General features: G+C 68.6%; 2 protein-coding genes. Both read left to right on the plus strand.

Annotation, left to right across the window (positions count from 1 at the left end; translation table 11 throughout):
- A partial coding sequence (locus ACK4FK_RS18725) for a type I secretion system permease/ATPase (protein WP_409747209.1) occupies positions 1–1,098 on the plus strand: 1,098 nt, incomplete at its 5' end.
- A gap of 10 nt (positions 1,099–1,108) precedes the next feature.
- Positions 1,109–1,668, plus strand: a 560-nt coding sequence (locus tag ACK4FK_RS18730; RefSeq protein ID WP_409747211.1) for a biotin/lipoyl-binding protein, incomplete at its 3' end; no start/stop codon positions are given.

Below are 1,668 nucleotides of genomic sequence, written 5' to 3' on the forward strand. Positions count from 1 at the left end.
GCCATGGGCATGCTCGACGGCCTGCGTCGGCGCTGGCGCAATCGGCAGAACCGTCTGCTGGGCGCGAGCACCGCATCGCAGGACATCGGCCGCCGCATGCAGTCGCTGATCAAGTTCACGCGGCTGGCACAACAGTCGCTGATGCTGGGCGCGGGGGCGCTGCTGGTCATCGAGGGGGAGCTCACCATCGGCGGCATGATCGCGGCTAGCGTGCTGCTGGGGCGTGCCCTGGCGCCCATCGACCTGCTGGCGGCGACCTGGAAGAGCTCTTTCACCGCGCTCTCCGCCTATCGTTCCCTGCGCGATTTGTTGGCGGCCTACCCCCAACGCGCCTCGAAGCCGGTCAGCGTCCCTGTCAAGGGCGCGGTGCGCCTGGACAATCTCGTCGCCACGGCGCCCGGCCGTGAGACCCCCATCCTCGAACACCTCAGCGTCGAATTCCCGGCCGGCGAGATCACCGCCATCATCGGGCCCTCGGGTTCCGGCAAATCGACCCTGGCACGGACCATCCTGGGCATATGGCCACACTGGCAGGGGGCCGTGTTGCTCGACGGCACCCCCATCCAGGACCTGGACCGTGCCGAGCTGGGCCCGCATCTGGGCTACCTGCCCCAGGACATCGAGTTGCTCGATGGCAGCATCGCCGACAACATCGCCCGTTTCGGCGCCGTCGATCCCGAGGCCGTCATCACGGCCGCCAAGCGGACCGGCATCCACGACATGATCCTGCGCTTTCCGCTTGGCTACGACACGCCCGTGGGCACCGGCGGCATCGCCCTGTCCGGCGGCCAGCGCCAGCGCATCGGCCTGGCACGCGCCATCTACGGTGAGCCGGCGCTGATCGTGCTGGACGAGCCCAACTCGAACCTGGACGACGTCGGCGAGGCCGCCCTGGCTGCCACCCTGCGCAGCTTGAAGGAACTGGGCAAGACCGTGCTGATGATCACGCATCGACCGCAGGCCCTGGCGGTCGCCGACCACATCCTGCTGCTGAGCGAAGGCCGCATCCGTCTGTTCGGCCCACGCGACCAGGTCCTGGCGGCGCTCAGGCCACCATCGCCGAGCGGCGTGTTGCGGCCATCCCCAAACCCTGCCTGACAGCGAGAGCATGAACACGAACCCAGCATTACCCGCACCGACGAGCACACCGCCCATCGAGGGGGAGATCACCCTGCCGGCCGATCCGCGACGGCCAGCCCGTTTTGGGCTCATCGCCCTGGCCATTGGTTTCGGTGGTTTCCTTTTGTGGGCGGCCCTGGCGCCCCTGGACGAAGGCGTCCCCACCCCGGGCATCGTCACACACGACACGAAACGCAAGGCCGTGCAGCACCCCAGTGGGGGGATCATCAAGGAGGTCTTCGTGCACGAAGGGCAGCGGGTCAAGGCCGGGGATGCCTTGTTCCGCCTCGAAGACGCCGCGACCCAGGCGAACCATGCCGCCAGCCGCCTCAATTACGCGACGCTTAGGGCCATGGAGGCGCGCCTGCTGGCCGAGCAGGCGGCGCAGGCCCAGGTCGTCTTCCCCGAAGAACTCCGGCAGATGGCGCGGGAGGATGCCGAGATCGCGCGGCTGGTGGCCAATCAGGCGCAATTGTTCAGCACGCGGCGGCATGGGCTCGCCACGGAACTGGCCGCCATCGATCAAGCGATCCAGGGCCAGGAGGCGGC

The sequence above is a fragment of the Ferrovibrio sp. genome (genome assembly GCF_046297895.1).
Taxonomy (GTDB): Bacteria; Pseudomonadota; Alphaproteobacteria; order Ferrovibrionales; family Ferrovibrionaceae; genus Ferrovibrio.